This is a genomic window from Mobilitalea sibirica, assembly GCF_015999265.1.
GTDB lineage: Bacteria > Bacillota > Clostridia > Lachnospirales > Lachnospiraceae > Mobilitalea > Mobilitalea sibirica.
Genome location: NZ_JAEAGR010000002.1, coordinates 185746 through 205813 on the forward strand (window position 1 = coordinate 185746; position 20068 = coordinate 205813).

The window sequence follows — 20068 nt, forward strand, 5'->3', positions numbered from 1 at the left end:
CTTAAATATGCACATACTAAGCTAGAAACATGAAAGAATAGTAAGGAGATGGTTATATGTTTAAACATGAAAAACAATTATTACAGGAAGTTAAAGTAGACGCAATCAATCCGAATTATGCAGCACTTTTGCAGGAACAGTTAGGTGGACCCAATGGTGAGTTAAAAGCAGCACTACAATATTTATCACAAAGCTTTCGTATCAAGGACCCGGCGATTAAGGATCTGTTTCTTGATATTGCTTCAGAAGAGCTCAGTCACATGGAGATGGTAGCTACTACGGTAAATCTACTCAATGGCCATGAACTGGCAGCGAATAATGCTACCATCGGTAATGTGGAAGCCCATGTATTATCTGGTTTAGCACCAATGCTGGCCAATGCCTCCGGTTATTTGTGGACAGCTGCTTATGTGAATGAAACCGGAGATCTGGCGGCGGATTTATTATCAAATATTGCAGCAGAGCAAAGAGCGAAAGTCGTATACGAATATCTTCACAGGCAGATTAATGATAAGGGAGTTAGGGACACAATTGATTTCCTGTTGAATCGTGAGGAAGCTCATAATGCATTATTTAGAGAAGCCTTTAACAAGATACAGGATACCGGATCCTTAAAGGACTTTGGTGTAACAGAAGATTCCAGACTATACTTTGATTTGTCATCCCCAGGAAAACATTTTGATCTGAATAACCCTGAGGCTCCAAGCTTTAACACACCGGATAGAGAGTTGGTTCACAAATAATATATTTTTTTATTAAATACCTATTCCTTATAACGTCTGAACATAGTAATTACGAAAAAGTATAAGCTTTTTGTATTATCATGATACAGGTGTAGGAGTAGGTTTTTCCTTAGAAATAATAAAATTTTGCATTAAAAAATTTATAGTGAAATCCATATATGGATTGAGAGGCATGTAGATCTAAGTCGAGTTGTATTGACATTTATGTTGATAGAGATTATCATATACATAAATGTTTAAATGGAATATTATGCACTAAAAGGATATTAATTCATAAAGGGATCAATGTGCATCAGGAGGATGACATGAGAAAGACTAAGAGAGTCATGCAAGGGCTTCTAATATTATTGTCTATCTGCTTATTGATTGTAGCAGCAGGTGTTATATATCAGGAATTTAAACCTATGGTTGTTAAGGCGGTTACTATGGAAGCAGGTAGTCCTATGGCCTCAGTGAAAGAATTTTTGTTGGATAAAAAAAATAATGGAAGTTTTATTACTGAGTTAAATGAGTTGGATTTAAATCGTCCGGGAGAATATGAAATACGAATTAAAGTAAAGAATAAAATTCATACTTCTTCTTTAGAAGTAATTGACACGACTGCGCCTAAGGCTACAGTTGTTAACCAGATGGCGTTAAAGGGTGATGAGATCAAAGCAGATGCATTTGTAACTGATGTTGTGGATGCTACCGAGGTCAAGATATACTTTAAAGAAGAACCGGATGTTACTAATCCCGGAGCTCAGGAGGTTGGTATTGTTTTAGAAGATACGAGCCAAAATATCACCGAACTAAAAGCTATGCTCACTGTATTGGATGTTAAAAATAACATTCAAGTGGAAGCCGGATCCCTTATTAATATTATACCAGCGGATTTTATTAATGAAGGTAATTATAATGTTACATTTCTATCGGATCTGACAAAACTAGATACAAGTAAACCGACTGTTCATGAGATACAGATGGAAGTGAACGGAAGGGTTTTAACTTCTAATATAGAGGTCATAGATACGACTCCCCCAATAGGAAAGACCGTAGATTTGGAGATTTGGAAGGATGAGAAGGTAGAAGCATATTCCTTTATGTCACAAATCAATGATGTATCAACGGTAAACATATCTTATAAAGAAACTCCGGATTTTACTCATCTCGGAACACAGGAGGTTACAATTCTTTTAACAGATGAGTATCAAAACATCTCAGAAGTAACAGCAAACCTTATGATTAAAGAAGATACACAGGCCCCGGTTTTCACAGGCATCAGGGATAAGACAGTATATGAAGGGGAAACGGTGTCTTATAAAAAAGGAATCAACGTCAGTGATAATAAAGATAAAGATATATCATATAAAGTAGATAGCAGTAAGGTTAATCTAAAAAAACCCGGTACCTATCAAGTGACTTATAGTGCTACGGATTCCTCCGGTAATAAAGCGATCGAAACAGCTACGATTACCGTAAATGAGTTTATCGTAACAGAGGAAATGGTATTTGATCTAGCGGATAGTATCCTGGCTAAGATTACGAATAATAATATGACAAAACTAGAGAAGGCTTGGGAGATTTTTCGGTGGGTGAAGGGCCATGTGGGTTATACCGGAAGCTCAGATAAAAGCAGTTGGTTAAAAGAAGCTTATCGTGGTATGAGTAAAGGATTAGGTGATTGCTTTACCTATTATGCAGTTGCAGAAGCCTTACTGACCAGAGCAGGTATAGATAACATGCGGGTAACCAGAGTGGGTGGAAGAACACAGCATTTCTGGAATTTGGTTAATTACGGAGAGGGATGGTATCATTTTGATACTTGTCCTACGAAAGATAAATTTAGAGCTTTTATGCTTACTGATGCAGAGGTAGAGGCTTATACTAAATCAAGAGGCAATAAATATTATAATTTTGATAAGTCCTTATACCCGGCGACACCGGATGAAAAGGTAAATTGGCCATAAGAATACTAGTTAAATTTATGAAAAGAGCATACAAAATTTAATCGAATGTAATAAAAGGAATTATTAAATATTATTACTAAAGTAGTAAAGGTACATTAATGAGTGGAGGGGGAGCAGTTATTACGAAAAGATTAGGAATTATCGGAGGACTGGGTCCATTGGCTACCGTGTATTTTTATGAATTAGTTACGAAGATGACGGATGCCGCAGTTGACCAGGAACACCTTGAAATGATCATATTAAGTAAACCTTCCATACCGGATCGGACCGAATATATCCTTGGAAGAAGCATGAAAAATCCAGCAATACCAATTATTGAAGCAGGTAAGACTTTAGTTTCATTAGGAGTGGATTGTATTGCGATACCATGCATCACTGCTCATTATTTTCATGATATATTAGCGAATGGGATCGAGGTTCCAATCATCCATATTATTCAGGAGACAGCAAAGCATCTAAAAGAACATGGGATAAGGTGTGCAGGTATTATGGCTACCGAAGGGACCATATACAGTAACATATTTCAGGTGGAATTAGAAGAGCAGGGAATAAATACCGTAATACCCTCCGGTGAAAAACAGGATTATGTTACTGATTTGATATATCGCAATGTGAAAGCCAGCAGGCCGGTTGAAATGGAGCTCTTCCATCAAGTGTCTGAAGAGTTAAGAACAAAAGGTGCACAGGTAATCATACTAGGTTGTACCGAACTATCCTTAATTAAGAGAGATTATTCGATTGGAGCCGGTTATTTGGATGCCATGGAAGTACTGGCAATGAATTCGATATTATTGTGTGATGGGAAACTTAAAAATGAATATAAATCCTTGATTACATAGCGGTAGGCAAGATAACATTAGGGAGGATTAGGATGCAAAAGAATGTATTGGAATATTTAGAACAGACGGTACATAGGGTGCCGGATAAAATAGCATATGCAAATGAAGAGATAGGATTAACATTCAAAGAAGTATATGAGCAATCAAGGGCAATCGGAACCTGCTTAAATGACAAGGAATTATATAAGGAACCGATTGTCGTATTTATGGGTAAGCATCCAGCAACAATTGTCACCTTCTATGGGGTGATTTATAGCGGGAATTATTATGTTCCGATTGATGAAGAGATGCCAAGACATAGGATTGAACTGATATTTCAGAGTTTAAATCCAAAGGCTGTGATATGTAATTCTGATACATTGGATGTGATCAAGACATTTGATTATAAGGGACTTGTCTTTTCTTATGAAGATATGATAAAGACCTCTGTCAGAGATGATATTATTAGGGATATACGTAATAAGCAGATTGATACGGATCCTATCTATATTGTGTTTACCTCCGGATCCACCGGGGTACCAAAGGGTGTGATTGCCTGCCACAGATCGGTTATTGATTATATTGAAAGTCTGTCTGAGGTATTAAAGTTTAACGAAGAAACCGTATTCGGAAATCAAACTCCACTTTATGTGGATGCATGTTTGAAGGAGCTTTATCCTACTTTAAAGTTTGGTGCGACAACCTACCTTATTCCTAAAAATTTATTTATGTTTCCACTTCAGCTGGTAGAGTTTCTAAATAAGTATCAGATTAATACAGTTTGTTGGGTGGTATCAGCACTTACCATGATATCTGCTTTTGGAGCTCTTGACAAGGAAACTCCAAAGTATCTGCATACCATAGCCTTCGGAAGTGAAGTGTTCCCAATCAAGCAGTTTAAATTGTGGAAAAAACATCTGCCAAATGCCCGCTTTGTTAACTTATACGGACCGACAGAAGCTACCGGCATGTCCTGTTACTACGAGGTGAACAGGGATTTTGAACCCAATGAAGCAATTCCAATTGGAAGACCATTTAATAATACGGAAATCATTCTTTTGGATGAAAACAGACAGATACCAAAGCAGGGGGAAGCCGGCGAAATATGCATTCGGGGTACCTCTTTAACATTAGGCTATTATAAGAACTTTGAAAAAACCAATGAAGTATTTATACAAAATCCTCTGAATAATAAATATCCTGAGCTGATTTATTGCACAGGAGATTTGGGCAAATACAATGACCGGGGTGAACTAATCTTTATATCCCGTAAGGATAATCAGATAAAGCATATGGGGCATCGCATAGAACTGGGTGAAATCGAGGCGGCGGTTCATACGATCTCTGAAGTAAAAAGTGCCTGTTGTATCTTTGACGAAATTAAGAAGAAGATTGTACTATATTATGTTGGCGATATCACGACTGCAAATATCGCGTTGAAATTAAAGGAAAAGCTACCCAGGTACATGGTACCCAATGTAATCGAAGCCTTAGACACAATGCCACTTACTTCTAACGGTAAGGTAAATCGGGTACTTCTTAAGGAAAAATATAATAATAAGTAGATGGTAAATAATATTTAAGAAATAAAAAAGATAATCATTTAGAGTGATAGTTTATATAAATGTAATTTAAATATGTAATGTATGATAATTGATACGATAATATTGAGAAAAATAAAAAGGAGTAGAAAAGATGGAACAGATAATAAAAATATTAAGTGAGCTGCATCCGGATGTGGATTTTGAGACATGTGATACTTTGATTGATGATAAGATTATTGATTCCTTCGATATTGTAACCATTATTTCAGAGCTTTGTGATGAGTTTGATATCACCATACCGGTAGAAGAAATTATTCCAAAGAACTTCAATTCTGCTAAAGCATTACACGCGATGGTAGAGCGTCTCATTGAAGAAGAATAATAGGGGGTAGTATGCTTTTTACATCCTATCGATTTATATTTTTACTAATCATATTATTCATAACCTATTACTTAATTCCAAAAAAATATCAATGGATTTTATTATTGATAGTCAGCTATTTGTTCTACAGCCTAGCCGGAATTAAGTCCCTTGTCTACATAATGGCAACTACAGTTTCCACTTATATCATTAGTTGGAAGCTTAATGTTTTACAGACGAGGCAGACGGATTATCTTAAGCAGCATAAACAGGAATTGAGTAGAGAAGAGCGTAAATCCTACAAAGCCATGATGAAAGGAAAACAGAGAAAGTGGCTGGTACTTTGTCTGTTATTTAATTTTGGTATATTAGCTGTATTAAAATATACGAATTTCACCTTTGATAATATCAATTCAGTTTTGGATTTGTTAAATACAGATCGCAAGCTCCCTGTTCTTGGTTTGGTTCTTCCTTTGGGAATCAGTTTTTATACCTTTCAGACCATGGGGTATATCATTGATGTATACCGCGAAAAATACTCTTATGAGAAAAATATATTTAGATTAGCACTATTTGTATCATTTTTTCCCCAGCTGGTCCAAGGACCGATCAGCCGTTTTGATGATCTGAAGGAAACATTATTTGAAAAACATCCTTATATCGCAGAGAATATATCCTTTGGTTTACAGCGTATTTTATGGGGATTTTTTAAAAAATTGGTCGTTGCAGACCGAATGCTAATAGCTGTGAATACGATAGTTCGAAATCCAGATGAATTTCAGGGTATTTATGTAGTGTTAGGTATATTTTTCTATGCTATCACGCTATACGCAGACTTTACCGGAGGTATTGATATTGCAATCGGTATTGCACAGGTTCTGGGGATTCGTCTGAAAGAGAACTTTGAACGTCCATATTTTTCAAAGTCCACGACTGAATATTGGAGAAGATGGCATATCACCCTGGGAACCTGGTTTAAGGATTATATGTTTTACCCTATCTCTGTGAGTAAATCCATGCTAAACCTATCGAAAAAATGCAGAGCCAAATTCGGTGATGAGGTTGGTAAAAGAATACCTGTTTATATTGCATCGATTGTTGTTTGGTTTACTACAGGCATCTGGCATGGAGCAGCATGGAATTTTATCGTATGGGGATTACTCAACTGCCTAGTGATATTGGTATCACAGGAATTAACGCCCCTCTATACCAAATTTCATGAACGGTTTCATGTTGGACATACTTTTTGGTATCGACTGTTTCAGGTAGGACGAACTTTCTGGCTTATGGGTCTCATCAGAATATTGGATTGTTACCGGGATGTGGGGACCACATTTCGAATGTATGGTACCATCATTACGAAGATGAATATCGGTGAATTATTCAACGGCGGCTTTATGAAACTGGGATTAATGTTATCAGATTACATGGTACTTATGGTTAGCGTTATATTATTACTGATTGTGAGCCTGCTACAAAGAAAAGGAAGTGTGCGAAGACAGTTGGCCAGGAAACCTCTGATGATACGTTATGCCACTTATTTTATCATCTTTTTAGCGATATTAATCTTTGGAGCTTATGGAGTTGGATACGATTCCGGTCAGTTTATCTATAGTCAGTTTTAATGTGAAAAAAATTATCAAGTTTTAGAAAGGTATTTTATGATACGTAAGATTTTAATCAATATATCTGTGATTACGTTAGCAATAATAATCCTTGCCCTTCTTCAAGAACTTTTCATGCCAAAGTATATGTCATCTATTCACGAAGGGAATTTGGTGGAAGAGTATTATGATGAAGTAAAAGAACATGATGTCATTTTTATTGGTGACTGTGAAGTGTTTTCCAATGTATCTCCCATTACACTATGGGAGAATTACGGTATTACCAGTTATATCAGAGGTAGCGCGCAGCAGTTAATCTGGCAGTCTTATTATCTGTTAGAAGAGACACTTAACTACGAAAAGCCTAAGGCTGTCGTATTCAATGTTTTATCAATGAAATATAATGAGCCTCAGAAGGAGGCATATAACCGTTTAACACTGGATGGAATGAAGCTTTCAAAATCTAAAATTAGTGCAGTCAAAGCCTCTATGATGGAAGATGAACAGCTTATCACTTATCTCTTTCCGATACTTCGGTATCATTCCAGATGGAACGAGCTTTCCGGTGAGGACTTCAAATATCTGTTCGATAAAGATAAGCTCTCCCATAACGGATATCTTATGCGAATTGATGTGAAGCCGGTTAATGTAATACCAAAGGGAAGAAAGCTGGCAGACTATAGCTTTGGAGATAACAGCTATGATTACCTTGATAAGATGACTAAGCTGTGTAAGGAAAATGATATTGAGCTAATACTTATAAAGTCACCCAGTGTATATCCTTATTGGTATGAAGAATGGGATGAACAGATGGTTAATTACGCCAAAGAAAATAACTTAACCTATATCAACTTTTTGGATGAGGCTGAGGAAATAGGTATAGACTACAGTAAAGATACTTATGACGGAGGTTTGCATCTTAATCTGTCCGGTGCAGAGAAATTCACGGATTATTTTGGAAGCATCTTAAGTAATGAGTTTCACTTACCGGATCATAGAGAAGATGCCAGATTAAAAGAAATCTGGGATAAGAAGATAACGTTTTATTATTCCATGGAAGAACATCAAAGATCAGAGCTTGAAAAGTATGGGTACTTAAAAAGCTATGGTGCTCAGGCACAGGAAAAAGAGGATGAAAGGTAATCAAAAGGGTGAGAATAATGAATAAGATGAATTATCAATTACTTAAATTTCTTATGCTGTGTATGCTATTTCTACTTTTAACCGGTTGCGGAAAGAAGGAAGAGAAAGATGACACAGCAAAGAATAATACAAATGTTGAAGAAGCAGCAGACAACAATCAGAAGAATGAGGAAACAGATAAGGAAACCGAAGCCGCATCAGATGCATCTGTTTCAGATAATGAAGAACAAGAAGTTGTTGGATATCCCTTTGAATTTGGTGATGTCACAATTCATATGAACACGAATGCAGCATCGGTAATTGAAGCCTTAGGTGAGCCGGTGGAGTACTTTGAGGCTGAAAGCTGTGCCTTTAAAGGATTAGATAAGATTTATTATTACAATGGGTTTGAGTTATCCACATATCCAATGGAAAGCGAAGATTTTATCTCCTCTGTCAATTTTCTTGACGATTCCGTCAGTACTACAGAAGGCATTTACCTTGGATCAACTTTAGAGGAAATGCTGGCAGCCTATGGTAATGACTATACACAAGAGATGGGAATGTATATCTATACCTTAGGAGAAACAGAACTTAATTTTCTTGTTGAAGATGGGGTGATAACTGCTATCACATATCTGGCTATAGTGGAAGGTTTAGAATAATTAATATTTATATTATAAAGACAGAATGGATAAGTAAGTCATAACTCTTACTTATCCATTTTTTAGCCTTTTTCCGACCGCGATCGGCGCGAGAGTTTGCCAAGGTAAACTCTTTGTTCTAGGAATCCTTAGGGTATAATCTTTATATGTTGTTTTATCAAAGTTATCATGTTGAGTTGTATGCATTGTTTGAAACAAGGATTTTTTATATTCAAAATAGAATAAGTTAACTGTATTTGGAAACCATAACACTATCAAAATATAAGGAGGTTTGTTATGGGAGTTGTAACAAATACAATGAGAAATATGCAGTCTTGTATTGATGCTTGTGCAAAATGTTCTCAGGCCTGCTATGAATGCTTTCATGCCTGTTTGAATGAACCGGATCTAAATGCCAGAAAAAATTGTGTTAGTTCTTTGGTGGAATGTGCTATGATGTGCCAGATGTCAGTATCCATGATGTCAATGAACAGCCAATATTCAAAAGAACATTGTGAGGTATGCGCGCGGATTTGTGACAGCTGTGCTAAGGAATGTGCAATGTTTCAGGATGAACACTGTGTTAAATGTGCAGAAGTATGTCGTATCTGCGCAGACGAATGCAGGAGTATGGCAAAGATGTAATTGGATATCGAAAGGAAATGTCGCATAGATTGATAAGATGGGAGTAGGACTTACCTCACACACAGGTTAAAGGACACATAATTAACAATGTTTACGTCAAACAGTGTATTATGGTAAGGCACACTCCCATGCTATCCACTATGCGATATTTTCTTTCTTGTTATGAATAGAATGTCTTATAGGATATCAATGTATCCTATCGAGTTGGATTTGAGCTTAGATACGTATTAATTATTTAGTTTGATTTCAAATACGGCACCGTTCGTATCGTTAAAAGCGTTAATGCTACCCCCCATGTATTCAACAGCACTTTTTGCTATAGCAAGGCCTAGGCCAAAGCTTCCTTTCTTACCTTTGTAGAAGCGATCAAATATAAATGGTAGATCATCTGCCGCGATACCTGCTCCATCATCAGAAATTCGAATTATGGCCTGATTCTCCTGTGTAAATACTGTTACCCTTACATCCTGTCTGGCATACTTAATACAGTTAGATAAAATGTTACTGACAGCCTGTAAAAGAAGTACTTCGTCTATATATGCATATACCGGACTTTCACTTAACGAGACTGTTATGGTTTTATCTTCTTTTAAAGCATATCCTTCCACCTTCTGAATGCAATCTTTCACCATGTCGCAGAGATTTTCTTTCACCAATTTATTGTTATAGGTCTGATTTTCTATTCGGGATAGAGTTAGTAATTCATCCACCAAATTATTTAAGCGGCGACTCTCATCACAGATGATGTTAGCGGCTTTTTGTGTATCGGAGAATACACCGCCGGCAATTCCCTCTGCATAACCCTGAATGCTCATCAACGGTGTTCTTAGTTCATGAGATGCATTTTGAAGAAAAGCTTTTTGTGCGTTATCATAATTTTTAAGACGTTCACTCATTTCGTTCATACTTTTGGTTAGAGTATGGATTTCACGACTGCTATTATTGTTCTCCAGGGATAAAAACTCACCGTTACCAATCTTCTTCGCGTGGGTCGATAATTTTGTTATGGGGTCGGATATACTCCTTGAAATACCAAGAGCAATCGCTATACTTATTGTGGCAGAGAGCATTAGAATTGCTAATAGGGACAGATAAATGGTTTTCATTAATACATCTGCGGATTTATTATGGGATATAAAAAAGAGTTTTAAGGAATTTAGCCTCCCGCTCAAAGCTTTATAGGTGACATAATAACTATCTCCATTAAGAGTTAATTTCGTAAGCTCATTCTCTTCTATATGATCCAATTGTTTTATCGCATCTTTCAATAAGTTTTCTGTAAGAAAGCTGTCTTCATATATGGTCGGAAATAATATTTCATCTTCTGATAGAAGCAAAAATTCTGTATTGGATGTTAGATTAGATACCCTTAAAGCGGAGCGCAATGTCATTAAATTATTGTTGGTAGTCTCATGATCCTTTCCAAACATTTTACCGGTATAACCTCGTAATACCTGTTGTTTCACAAGCTGTTCAATTCCCGATATCGTATTTTGGAGTTCCTCCTTTGCTGTCCGGTCCACATAAACTCTTAAGGTAATATGAAACAAAATCATAGTTATGATGGGAATTAATAAAATAATTGTTATAAATGGCAAAGCGATTTTTTTCTTTATCGTCTTCATTTGCTTTCTCCTATTCCCAGCTTAAAGCCAAAACCCCAAACGGATTCAATCTTTACGGTACTTTGGGCGATCTTTTTCCTTAGTCTTTTAATTACATCATCGGTAGCTCTGGTATCTGCATCAAAGTCAAACTTCCATACATTTTTTAAAAGTTCATCCCGTGAAATAGCCCGATTGCTATTTTCAAAAAAATAAGTCATGAGTGCAAATTCTGTGGGGGTTAATTCCAATTTATCTTCGTTTCGTTTACTTTCTCTAGTTGCAAGATTTAATGTAATATCACCATATTTTAGTATGGTATCCAAGGAAGGCTCTCTATCAAGCTGCATCCGTCGAAAGATAGCTTTTACCCTGGCTACCAGTTCAATCGGAGAGAAAGGCTTCACAAGATAATCATCTCCTCCAAGCGTGATGCCGGTAATCCGATCAAGCTCACTGTCTCTGGCAGATACAATAATAATCGGTACATTGTGCTGTTGTCGAATTTTTGAACAGATCGTTAATCCGTCCGTACCTTCCATCATAATATCCAGTATGACCATATCACAGGGTGAAATTAAGAATTCATGATATAAATCGTCTCCGTTATCAAAGGCTTTTACATAAAAACCTTCATTTGTTAAAAAGCCACTGATTAATTCCCGTATATTTTTTTCATCATCAGCTAAATATATCATCTTTGCCATATCTATAACCTTCCTTAGCCATAATAATCCTTTGATTATAACTTCCATATTACTACTATAACACTTGACTTGTCCTCATTATACAACACCTGTTGTAGAAGATAAACAGTTGCCACTATTTTGCCACAGCTTATCCTTTGTTTTTCGGATACACATCATTTTATAATAAGGCTGTAACAAAAAAATATTAAAAAAGGAGACTGTATATGAAGAAGATAGTTTTTGTATTGAGTACATTAATTCTTACGTTGATGTTAGGGTCAACTGCATTGGCTACAACTACTACAGATACCGAGACACCATTCATGGGCAGATATGAAAGAAGACAAAACAGAAGAGAAATGAGACTGGGAATGCGAAGACAGGCTGACAGAGGAAATTGGATGTCGGACAGAGGTTTAGGAAACGGATGTTTCTTATTATCAGATGTTGATTTAAGTGATGAACTGATAGCCTCCTGCGAAAAAAACAGAGAAGTAGCGGATGAAAATCGTCAGCTTACCAAATCTTTAGTAACAAGTTATATGGAGATGAGAGAAAACGGCAATAGCTTAGATCCACAGCTTCTGGAGAAGTTTCAGGTTTATCAAAGTGATTTATCAGAAATTAGAGATCGTTTACAAGCAGCAAAGTTAGATATGATAGAGCTGATGAATGACTATAGAACCAGTCAGAATACAGAAGAAGATAAGTTACAAACTTTATCTGAGGCTTTAGCAGAAATTCAGGATACCAGATATTCTATATTAGTTGAAAAAAATGAGATACTGAAAAAGATATTAGAATTACAGATGAATTATTGAAAAGTTATTTTGAGAATATTGATATGACACAAGAAGGCTGGAGGGAATATGGAAATCGCAGTGAGAATGACTCATAGATCTAAAAGAAATTATTTGATATTAGGAAGCTTAATTGTATTATGTTTTATTTTGTATATCGGACTGAAGGTTATAGTCATTGGTAAGGGTTCCTTATTCCAGCGAAAATTTAATTTCGATGATAATGCTCATATTCAAATGTTAGAGGAATTGAATAAAGAATGGGAATTACCAGAGGGATATACGATTGATGATATTGAATACAATGGTCTTAATATGAATTGGGTTTATCCTAAGGATAATAGTTCAGATAACGTAATACTTCAGCTTCATGGAGGAGCTTATCAACGTTCCCTTGCCGAGAATGGTACTAACTATCAGCGATTCGCCGTTAAGTATGCACAAATCAGCGAGGCTAGGGTTCTGACCATTGATTATAGGGTAGCGCCGAAACACCCATATCCGGCTGCCCTGGAAGATGCTGTAATGGCCTACCAGTGGCTTCTTGATCAAGGGTATAAAGCAGAGAAAATTATAATTGTAGGTGATTCTGCAGGGGGAGGACTGACTCTTGCCACTGCATTATACCTCCGGGATAATGATTTACCCTTACCTGCTGCTTTAATTACAATGTCAGCATGGACAAAACTTGATTATAAACGTATGGATGTACCATATGTTGGCAGTAGTGATCCTAAGGATCCTTATATTTCACCATTCTATGGGGAATATTCCAGGTTTCCACCCATTTTGATGCAGGTCGGTGGCGAAGAGGCTTTACTTGGGGATACGCTGGAGGTGGCTGATAAGGCTTTAATTGCCGGAGTAGATATTACTCAGACCACCTACAAAGATATGTTTCACGTATTTCAGCTTTTATATCCGCTTTTACCTGAAGCCAACAATGCCTGGGTTGAAGTAGAAGAGTTTATCGACAGAATTTTTAACCATACAGATAAACAATAGATAAAGAGCTTTAGTATAGTTAATGATTTTACCTAAATAAAACGTGATTAAATTATTAGGTTAACAAAACCTTTCTTAACCAACTCATAACATTATATATTTTTTATAAAATATAGCAGTCCTACACATTGTAAATTGGATGAAGCATTTGTGTAGGGCTGTTTTTTTTATACATAATTCATTCATAGCAGGGAAAGATAATTTTACATATAAAAGTTTTTTCTATGAATTGATTATGAAAGGTTGGTTTTATGAAAGCGTTGGTTTATGAGGGGATTAAAAATGTGAAGGTAGCTGAAGTACCGGATTCAAAAATAGAAAAACCGGATGATATTGTAATAAAGGTAACTTCTACTGCTATTTGTGGTTCAGATTTACATCTTATTCATGGTATGGTTCCGAATATGCCAAAGGGATTTGTATTGGGTCATGAGACCATGGGAGTGGTGGAGGAAATAGGTCCTGAAGTTAATAAAGTAAAAAAAGGAGACCGGATTATTATTCCGTTTCCGGTATCCTGCGGGCATTGTTGGTTTTGTAAGCATGATTTGTGGAGTCAATGTGACAATTCTAATCCAAATGGTGAATGCGGTGGAATATTTGGTTACAGTAATACCTATGGAGGATATGATGGTGGACAGGCACAGTATTTAAGAGTACCCTATGCCAATGTAGGACCAACCATTGTGCCGGAGGAGCTTACAGATGAGCAGGCATTGTTTCTAACCGATGTACTTCCTACCTCTTACTGGGGCGTAGACATCGGGGGAGTGAAAAAGGACGATACCGTTGTTGTTCTTGGTTGCGGACCGATCGGGTTAACCGCAATCAAGTGGGCAACATTAGTCGGTGCTAAGAGAATTATAGCGGTTGATAATATTAATTACCGCTTAGCCCACGCTAAAAAGAATTATGGGGTGGAAGTAATCGATTTTGAAGAGCACGAGGATACCGGCGAATATATTCACGAAATAACCCATGGGGGAGCAGATGTAGTACTGGATTGTGTCGGAGTTGACGGTAAAATGACAGCTCTAGAAAAGATTGAAACTGTATTAAAGCTACAGGGAGGATCAAAGTCAGCCATCGAAATGGCATCTCAGGCAGTCAGAAAGGGAGGGACAGTTGTCTTGGTAGGTGTTTACGGTACTAGATATAATATGTTTCCCTTAGGTGATTTTTTTGCTAAAAATATTACGTTAAAAATGGGGCAGTGTCCGGCTCATAAGTATGTGGATCCGATTCTTACAATGATTAAACAAGGGAAATTTGATCCAACCGATATTATTACCCATAAACTTCCTCTGGACCAGGGTTCTCATGGCTATGAGATATTTGATAAAAAAGAGGACAATTGTATTAAAGTAATATTAAATCCTTAATTTTATGATTATATTTTAAGAATTCAATATTTAATAATAAAAATAAAGATAAGTATTTATATCTTATGAAAGAATTATTAGGATTATCTAGTAATCCTATTGAGAATATTTGGAGCGAATTCATATAAATTTTTTGCTAACGTAAAAACAGAAAAAGGAGGGATGATGAAATGATATATCAAATAGTGAAAGGGTTATCAAAAATTACTACACATACACAAAAAATCTTACCGGACATTACGATAATGAAGTTTACGATTGTAAATGCATTTATCGTAGGAGATGCTTATGGATGGGTCATGGTCGATACGGGATTGGAGAATTCTTATGATTCCATAATAAAGACTACCGAAGATCTTTTTGGTAAGGAAAGTAGACCCAGATTTATTATTTTGACCCATGGGCACTTTGATCATATCGGCTGTGTAAAAAAACTGTCTGACCATTGGAACGTAAAGATTTATGCTCATGAAAATGAGATACCCTATGTAACCGGAGAAAAGAATTATCCGGAACCAGATCCGAAAGTGGATGAAGGTTTGGTGGCAAAAATGTCACCGACCTTTCCAAGTGAAGGGATCAACCTTGGGGACAAAATCCTTATACTTCCCCCGGAAGGCAGAATTCCTGATATGCCGGAATGGGAATGGATACACACGCCCGGTCATACAAATGGACATATCTCTCTGTATCGATTCCGAGATAAGGTCTTAATTGTTGGAGATGCTTTTACTACGACAAAGCAGGAGTCATTTCTTTCAGTTTTAACGGAACAGGACAAAGTGAAAGGCCCACCAGCCTATCTAACACGGGACTGGAAGGCAGCTTTTCACTCGATAAAAAAGCTTAGCAACCTTAATCCTAAGATTGTTTTGCCTAGTCATGGTGCACCGATGCAGGGTGATGAGGTAAAGAAGCATTTGATTATGCTGACGGAGCATTTTAATGAAATTGCTGTTCCTAAAGTAAAACAACGAAAATGAGAACAGTATTCCCAATTTATATTAATAGTAAATCAACGGCAGGGAGGTTCGTATGGATTATAGTTGGATATGGAAAACAATTACAATATTCATATTAGGTCAATTAATCCTAAGATTTGGTGGAAGAAAGTCTATCTCACAGATGACTATTACGCAGACCATCGTGATGATTGGTATTGGTTCTTTGCTAATTCAACCGATTGCGGGAAATAATGTATTGCGAACTTTAGCAGCTGCTTTCTTATTTACTATTTTAATGATATTGACTGAATATCTGGAGGTTAAGGTGGATGCTCTGGAGACCTTCTTTTCCGGAAAATCGATATTGGTGATCGAGAATGGAAATGTGAATATGAAACAGTTAAAGAAGCTTCGCTTAACGGTTGACAGGCTGGAGACACGGTTAAGACAATCCGGGATTAACTCCATTGAAGATGTTAAGACAGCAACAATAGAAGTAAGTGGTCAATTAGGTTATGAACTAAAGGATAACAAAAAACCCATTACTAAAGAAGATTTTCTCATTATAATGTCCGAGATTACCGAGATGAAAAAATTGATAGCGGGTAATCAGAAAACAAAGGAAGTAAAAAGGAAAAGTAACAATATCTTTCAGGAAATCAAAGAGGAAAGCCATGAAGGTGAAAACGAACCCTAAGATACCTGTAATAATTATACCATTATATGATAAAGTGTCATAAGTTTATGGTAAGTATATATACAATATATTAATGTTTCTTACTTCTATATCATGTTGTTACTGATGCATTCACTTACAAAGGTAATTATAAATTGCACTCGTATTATATGAACTAACACAATATATATTTATAGTAAAAGGGTTTCTTTTGATTGACAAGGAAGGTTATCAATTATATAATGATAAAAAATAAATAGTCCGGGAGCTTGTGTGCAGGCTGAGAGGAAACAATAGTTTCGACCGTACCTGATTTGGATAATGCCAACGTAGGGAATCACATTCATGAATGTTTATGGGATGTATCTCGCTGGGATACATCCTTTTTTCATATAGGATAATAATCCAATTATGCGATTAAATGTATGTTAGGATGTTCATCACGTGAAAAGGAAGCATTATTTTATAACACGTTCGACATGAAGAATGAAAGACGCATATACTTATATAACATGATAATCAGTTAAGGTCGGGACGCATTTTTTAGAGTTTGTGACATAAGCAGGACTAAGATTAAAGGAGAATATGTACATATGTCAGTAAGAAAATTATCACTCGCAGGTATTATGGTAGCAATGGGAGTAACTTTATCAACCTTTTATATTCCGATTGGAGTATCAAAAGTTTTCCCGGTACAACACTTTATCAACGTATTGGCAGGAGTTACTTTAGGACCGCTTTATGCTGTCTGCATGGCTTTTGTCACCTCCCTTATCAGAAATATGTTAGGAACCGGAAGCCTTCTGGCATTTCCGGGAAGTATGATTGGTGCTTTGCTCTGTGGATTACTATATCGTTATACGAGAAAGACCGGGTTTGCTTTTGTTGGTGAGGTGATAGGAACCGGTGTTATCGGAGCTTTGGTGGCATATCCGGTTGCAGCCATGTTATTATCCAGTAAAGCGGCCTTTTATGGTTTTATTTTACCATTTAGCATTAGCTCCTTTGCAGGTGCTGCCATTTCCGTAACGTTTTTATTTGCTATGAAAAAAACAGGGGTATTAAGTGAAAATACATATCAAAAGCTAGAAAGTAAATAAAATGAATTGCGAAAAAGTATATTATTTTAGTTATAAACTAATAAAAGAAAGGTAATATGTGAAAATGAATTATAAGACACAGATGGAAGCAGCGAAGTTAGGAATTATTACAAAGGAAATACAGGTGGTTTCTGAAAAGGAAAACATGGATATAAATAAGCTGATGGACCTAGTAGCCTCAGGTAGGGTGGTTATACCGGCTAATATTAATCATACATCTTTAAGTCCGGAAGGAATAGGAGAAGGTTTAAAGACGAAAATAAATGTAAACCTAGGGGTTTCAGGGGATTGTGCTTATTATGATAAGGAATTTGAGAAAGTGAAATTATCCATTGAATTTGGTGTTGAATCCATCATGGATTTAAGTAACTACGGGAAAACAAATACCTTTAGAAAACAATTAATTGACTATAGTCCGGCTATGATTGGAACTGTACCGATGTATGATGCCATCGGTTATCTGGAAAAGGATCTAATGGACATTAGTGCGAAAGATTTTTTGAAAGTAGTAGAGGCCCATGCAAAGCAGGGGGTTGATTTTATGACCATTCATGCAGGAATTAATAAAAGGGCAGTAGAAAGCTTTAAAAACTCAAAAAGATTAACTAATATCGTTTCCAGAGGCGGCTCCTTACTGTTTGCATGGATGGAGATGACAGGGAATGAGAATCCATTTTATGAGTATTATGATGAACTGCTGGATATTCTATATGAATATGATGTAACGATTAGTTTAGGAGATGCCCTGCGTCCCGGCAGCATTCATGATAGTACAGATGCTGGACAGATATCAGAATTAATTGAGCTGGGAGCATTGACAAAAAGAGCATGGGATAAGCATGTGCAGGTTCTGGTGGAAGGTCCCGGACATATGGCTTTGAATGAAATTGCAGCCAATATGACTCTCCAAAAACGTCTGTGCCACGGAGCCCCCTTCTATGTATTAGGTCCATTGGTTACGGATATTGCTCCCGGATATGACCATATAACCTCTGCCATTGGAGGAGCTATTGCTGCAGCAAATGGTGCTGATTTTCTCTGTTATGTAACACCAGCCGAACATTTGCGTCTTCCGGATTTAAACGATGTAAAAGAAGGAATTGTAGCATCAAAAATTGCTGCCCATGCTGCGGATATCGCCAAAGGAGTAGCCGGTGCAAGAGAAATTGATAATAAGATGAGCGATGCCAGAAGAAGAATTGATTGGGAAGAGATGTTTTCTTATGCTATTGATAGTAAGAAAGCCAGAGAATATTTTGAGAGCACACCTCCTACTGACAAGCACAGCTGTTCCATGTGCGGTAAAATGTGTGCGATGAGAACAACGAATAAGATCTTAAACGGCGAGAAGGTTGAGATATTATAGATAGGGTAATTATATACCGAACACATTTTCAATCCCATACTGTACATACTTAAAATAATCGCTTATTAAGTGAGTGTTTATAAACGCTAAAAGGATAGTGTAAAGTGACATAGGATAACTAAAAGCAAGAAAGACATAGGAATCACATAATATTCATTAGGTTTGATTAACGGCTGTATGAGAATTTAGGCTAAAAGAAGGAAATAGTATGATAAAGAAAATATATGATAGTATAGGATTAAAATCACCCTTGGTCCATAATATTACGAATTATGTAACCGTAAATGATCAAGCTAATATTTTGCTTGCCTGCGGTGCATCTCCGATTATGGCAGATGATATGAAAGAAGTGGAAGAGATTACGTCAATTTGTGATGCTTTGATTATTAATATCGGCACTCTAAATGAACGAACGGTATCGTCAATGATAAAGGCTGGCAGGAAAGCCAATGAATTAAGACATCCTGTTGTATTGGATCCGGTAGGAGTAGGGGCTTCCAAGTTACGTACAGAAACTGCGATATTACTTATGAAGGAAGTCCATTTCTCGGTTATTCGAGGAAATATTTCAGAGATTAAGACAATCTATTATGGAAGCGGCAGTACAAAGGGTGTGGATGCTAATATATCCGACCGGGTAACCGAAGATAATATGAAAGATGTAATCGGCCTTTTAAAGGAGCTAAGTGATAGAACAGATTCGGTGATCGCTGTAACCGGTGCCATTGATATCATTGTCTATAAGGAAAAGGCATATATTATCCGTAACGGACATCCTATGATGAGTAAGGTTACCGGTACCGGCTGCATGCTATCTTCACTCATAGGAGCTTTTTGCGGGGCTAATCCACAGTTAATACCGGAGGCGGCAGCCGTAGGCATATGTACCATGGGTATCTGTGGAGAGCTGGCTTATGAGAAGATGAAAGAAATGGATGGTGGAACCTCCTCCTATAAGATGTATCTGATTGATTATGTCAGTAAGATGAACGCGGACCTTGTGATGGCAAGAGCGAAAGTAGAGCAGCTGTTATTAAGGTAAATGAAAGAAGGTATTCATATTAGAAACAAT

19 protein-coding genes and 1 riboswitch are annotated in these 20068 nt (G+C 36.7%); of the genes, 17 read left to right on the plus strand and 2 right to left on the minus strand.

Translation table 11 applies throughout. From position 1 onward, the window contains the following. Positions 1-56: 56 nt before the first annotated feature. The 9 genes from I5677_RS02705 to I5677_RS02745 all read left to right on the plus strand — a co-directional run bounded on the left by I5677_RS02705 (position 57) and on the right by I5677_RS02745 (position 9430). Complete coding sequence (locus I5677_RS02705; RefSeq protein ID WP_197660031.1) at positions 57-743, plus strand: manganese catalase family protein; 687 nt, start codon at positions 57-59, stop codon at positions 741-743. Positions 744-1048: 305 nt separating this feature from the next. Further along, on the plus strand, positions 1049-2692 hold the full coding sequence (locus tag I5677_RS02710) for a transglutaminase domain-containing protein (protein WP_197660032.1): 1644 nt from the start codon (positions 1049-1051) through the stop codon (positions 2690-2692). Between the two features lie 98 nt (positions 2693-2790). Then, positions 2791-3531: a cysteate racemase gene (cuyB, locus tag I5677_RS02715; protein WP_197660033.1), complete on the plus strand. Its 741-nt coding sequence runs from the start codon at positions 2791-2793 to the stop codon at positions 3529-3531. A 32-nt stretch (positions 3532-3563) separates the two neighbouring features. Further along, positions 3564-5075, plus strand: coding sequence for an amino acid adenylation domain-containing protein (locus I5677_RS02720; RefSeq protein WP_197660034.1), 1512 nt, complete (start codon positions 3564-3566; stop codon positions 5073-5075). Positions 5076-5205: 130 nt separating this feature from the next. Further along, positions 5206-5436 carry an acyl carrier protein gene (locus I5677_RS02725; protein WP_197660035.1) on the plus strand — a complete coding sequence of 77 codons (231 nt, stop codon included), beginning with the start codon at positions 5206-5208 and terminating at the stop codon, positions 5434-5436. 11 nt (positions 5437-5447) lie between these two features. Further along, positions 5448-7040 (plus strand): MBOAT family O-acyltransferase, encoded by a 1593-nt coding sequence (locus I5677_RS02730; protein WP_197660036.1) that lies wholly within the window; start codon positions 5448-5450, stop codon positions 7038-7040. 36 nt (positions 7041-7076) lie between these two features. Then, positions 7077-8162: an SGNH/GDSL hydrolase family protein gene (locus tag I5677_RS02735; RefSeq protein ID WP_197660037.1), complete on the plus strand. Its 1086-nt coding sequence runs from the start codon at positions 7077-7079 to the stop codon at positions 8160-8162. A gap of 17 nt (positions 8163-8179) precedes the next feature. Next, the gene (locus I5677_RS02740; protein ID WP_197660038.1) at positions 8180-8806 is read left to right on the plus strand and encodes a hypothetical protein; all 627 of its coding nucleotides are present in this window, start codon (positions 8180-8182) and stop codon (positions 8804-8806) included. 276 nt (positions 8807-9082) lie between these two features. After that, positions 9083-9430: a four-helix bundle copper-binding protein gene (locus tag I5677_RS02745; protein WP_197660039.1), complete on the plus strand. Its 348-nt coding sequence runs from the start codon at positions 9083-9085 to the stop codon at positions 9428-9430. 227 nt (positions 9431-9657) lie between these two features. Here the strand turns inward: I5677_RS02745 and I5677_RS02750 are convergent, their stop codons facing one another. Both I5677_RS02750 and I5677_RS02755 read right to left on the minus strand, forming a co-directional pair. Next, positions 9658-11055: a sensor histidine kinase gene (locus tag I5677_RS02750; RefSeq protein ID WP_197660040.1), complete on the minus strand. Its 1398-nt coding sequence runs from the start codon at positions 11053-11055 to the stop codon at positions 9658-9660. Further along, positions 11052-11741 carry a response regulator transcription factor gene (locus tag I5677_RS02755; protein ID WP_197660041.1) on the minus strand — a complete coding sequence of 230 codons (690 nt, stop codon included), beginning with the start codon at positions 11739-11741 and terminating at the stop codon, positions 11052-11054. The genes I5677_RS02750 and I5677_RS02755 overlap by 4 nt, the downstream gene beginning before the upstream one ends. Positions 11742-11947: 206 nt before the next feature. Here I5677_RS02755 and I5677_RS02760 point away from each other — a divergent pair, with 206 nt between their 5' ends. From I5677_RS02760 to thiM, 8 genes are all read left to right on the plus strand, one after another. After that, on the plus strand, positions 11948-12544 hold the full coding sequence (locus tag I5677_RS02760; RefSeq protein WP_197660042.1) for a hypothetical protein: 597 nt from the start codon (positions 11948-11950) through the stop codon (positions 12542-12544). 48 nt (positions 12545-12592) lie between these two features. Continuing rightward, the gene (locus I5677_RS02765; protein ID WP_197660043.1) at positions 12593-13528 is read left to right on the plus strand and encodes an alpha/beta hydrolase; all 936 of its coding nucleotides are present in this window, start codon (positions 12593-12595) and stop codon (positions 13526-13528) included. Between the two features lie 251 nt (positions 13529-13779). Continuing rightward, positions 13780-14910, plus strand: a complete 1131-nt coding sequence (locus tag I5677_RS02770; protein WP_197660044.1) for a zinc-dependent alcohol dehydrogenase — start codon at positions 13780-13782, stop codon at positions 14908-14910. Between the two features lie 170 nt (positions 14911-15080). Beyond that, on the plus strand, positions 15081-15893 hold the full coding sequence (locus I5677_RS02775) for an MBL fold metallo-hydrolase (protein ID WP_197660045.1): 813 nt from the start codon (positions 15081-15083) through the stop codon (positions 15891-15893). A 52-nt stretch (positions 15894-15945) separates the two neighbouring features. Beyond that, complete coding sequence (locus tag I5677_RS02780) at positions 15946-16551, plus strand: DUF421 domain-containing protein (protein WP_197660046.1); 606 nt, start codon at positions 15946-15948, stop codon at positions 16549-16551. Between the two features lie 230 nt (positions 16552-16781). Beyond that, positions 16782-16883, plus strand: a riboswitch (TPP riboswitch). A gap of 240 nt (positions 16884-17123) precedes the next feature. Next, a complete protein-coding gene (thiW, locus tag I5677_RS02785) occupies positions 17124-17630 on the plus strand; it encodes an energy coupling factor transporter S component ThiW (protein WP_197660047.1) in 507 nt (168 codons plus the stop codon). Positions 17631-17694: 64 nt separating this feature from the next. Next, entirely contained in the window at positions 17695-18996 is a 1302-nt protein-coding gene (thiC, locus tag I5677_RS02790) for a phosphomethylpyrimidine synthase ThiC (protein ID WP_197660048.1), read from the plus strand. 208 nt (positions 18997-19204) lie between these two features. Next, positions 19205-20038: a hydroxyethylthiazole kinase gene (gene thiM / locus I5677_RS02795; protein ID WP_197660049.1), complete on the plus strand. Its 834-nt coding sequence runs from the start codon at positions 19205-19207 to the stop codon at positions 20036-20038. Positions 20039-20068 lie beyond the last annotated feature (30 nt).

Excerpts from the sequence above, each read along its gene's own strand:
- thiW (WP_197660047.1), top strand. The coding sequence starts at position 17,124 with ATGTCAGTAAGAAAATTATCACTCGCAGGTATTATGGTAGCAATGGGA.
- I5677_RS02735 (WP_197660037.1), top strand. The coding sequence starts at position 7,077 with ATGATACGTAAGATTTTAATCAATATATCTGTGATTACGTTAGCAATA.
- I5677_RS02765 (WP_197660043.1), top strand. The coding sequence starts at position 12,593 with ATGGAAATCGCAGTGAGAATGACTCATAGATCTAAAAGAAATTATTTG.
- I5677_RS02705 (WP_197660031.1), top strand. The coding sequence starts at position 57 with ATGTTTAAACATGAAAAACAATTATTACAGGAAGTTAAAGTAGACGCA.
- I5677_RS02725 (WP_197660035.1), top strand. The coding sequence starts at position 5,206 with ATGGAACAGATAATAAAAATATTAAGTGAGCTGCATCCGGATGTGGAT.
- I5677_RS02755 (WP_197660041.1), bottom strand. The coding sequence starts at position 11,741 with ATGGCAAAGATGATATATTTAGCTGATGATGAAAAAAATATACGGGAA.
- thiC (WP_197660048.1), top strand. The coding sequence starts at position 17,695 with ATGAATTATAAGACACAGATGGAAGCAGCGAAGTTAGGAATTATTACA.
- I5677_RS02745 (WP_197660039.1), top strand. The coding sequence starts at position 9,083 with ATGGGAGTTGTAACAAATACAATGAGAAATATGCAGTCTTGTATTGAT.
- I5677_RS02720 (WP_197660034.1), top strand. The coding sequence starts at position 3,564 with ATGCAAAAGAATGTATTGGAATATTTAGAACAGACGGTACATAGGGTG.
- I5677_RS02730 (WP_197660036.1), top strand. The coding sequence starts at position 5,448 with ATGCTTTTTACATCCTATCGATTTATATTTTTACTAATCATATTATTC.
- I5677_RS02750 (WP_197660040.1), bottom strand. The coding sequence starts at position 11,055 with ATGAAGACGATAAAGAAAAAAATCGCTTTGCCATTTATAACAATTATT.
- I5677_RS02740 (WP_197660038.1), top strand. The coding sequence starts at position 8,180 with ATGAATAAGATGAATTATCAATTACTTAAATTTCTTATGCTGTGTATG.
- thiM (WP_197660049.1), top strand. The coding sequence starts at position 19,205 with ATGATAAAGAAAATATATGATAGTATAGGATTAAAATCACCCTTGGTC.
- cuyB (WP_197660033.1), top strand. The coding sequence starts at position 2,791 with ATGAGTGGAGGGGGAGCAGTTATTACGAAAAGATTAGGAATTATCGGA.
- I5677_RS02770 (WP_197660044.1), top strand. The coding sequence starts at position 13,780 with ATGAAAGCGTTGGTTTATGAGGGGATTAAAAATGTGAAGGTAGCTGAA.
- I5677_RS02710 (WP_197660032.1), top strand. The coding sequence starts at position 1,049 with ATGAGAAAGACTAAGAGAGTCATGCAAGGGCTTCTAATATTATTGTCT.
- I5677_RS02775 (WP_197660045.1), top strand. The coding sequence starts at position 15,081 with ATGATATATCAAATAGTGAAAGGGTTATCAAAAATTACTACACATACA.
- I5677_RS02760 (WP_197660042.1), top strand. The coding sequence starts at position 11,948 with ATGAAGAAGATAGTTTTTGTATTGAGTACATTAATTCTTACGTTGATG.
- I5677_RS02780 (WP_197660046.1), top strand. The coding sequence starts at position 15,946 with ATGGATTATAGTTGGATATGGAAAACAATTACAATATTCATATTAGGT.